The sequence below is a fragment of the Aquirufa sp. ROCK2-A2 genome, from assembly GCF_054558485.1.
In genome coordinates this window covers 1-676 of record NZ_JBPXKA010000024.1, presented here as the reverse complement: position 1 = coordinate 676, position 676 = coordinate 1, and the positions used below count along the sequence as shown (strand labels likewise).

1 protein-coding gene is annotated in these 676 nt (G+C 39.8%); it reads right to left on the bottom strand.

Annotated elements, in window-relative coordinates; all coding sequences use genetic code 11:
• Nucleotides 1-676: PorP/SprF family type IX secretion system membrane protein (locus tag V7S76_RS13265; RefSeq protein WP_459510624.1), on the bottom strand; the 676-nt coding region annotated here is incomplete at both ends.

Below are 676 nucleotides of genomic sequence, written 5' to 3'. Positions count from 1 at the left end.
TACTTATTCATTAATTCTTTTTCTTTGGCAAATTCATCTACTCGCTTTTTGGGCTTGATCGTAAACTTGATGGCAAACTCATGGGTTTGATTCGATACCTTTGAGATTTGCGAAATCGGGTTCTCATAGACGTATCCTAAATAAATCGTTTCCGAGGCGTGCACTCCTAAACGTAGTCCATAGCTATCCAAATAACGATAATTCAACCCCACATCTAATTTCTTGGAGATATTGGAATGTACATTCACATCAAAGCTTAAGGGTACATCTTGACCCAATCGAAGCATTGTGTTCGGATATAAATTAACCTGATCAGATAGTTTAATTTTTGTGCCTATTTGTGCAAAGGTGTAGACCACATCCTTGAAGGCTCCATTACCCGTAAATTCATATTTTAATACCCTTGGCTGTGAAACTGATAAAAACAAGCCATCACCTTTCGAAAAGCGAATGCCCCAACCTACATTTGGATTAAAACCTGTGGTACGATTCTTGGAAAATAACTCATCGCCTTCATGTACCAAATCTACTCGACTAAAGTCTAAGGCTAAGTTCAAAAGACCTGCTCGGATCCCTCCACTCATCGTCCATTTCTGATCCAATCGGATGTGATAAGCAAAGTCTGTGGCTATATTCGTTACCGTCATGGGTCCCGCTTGATCTTGGTAGGCAATCA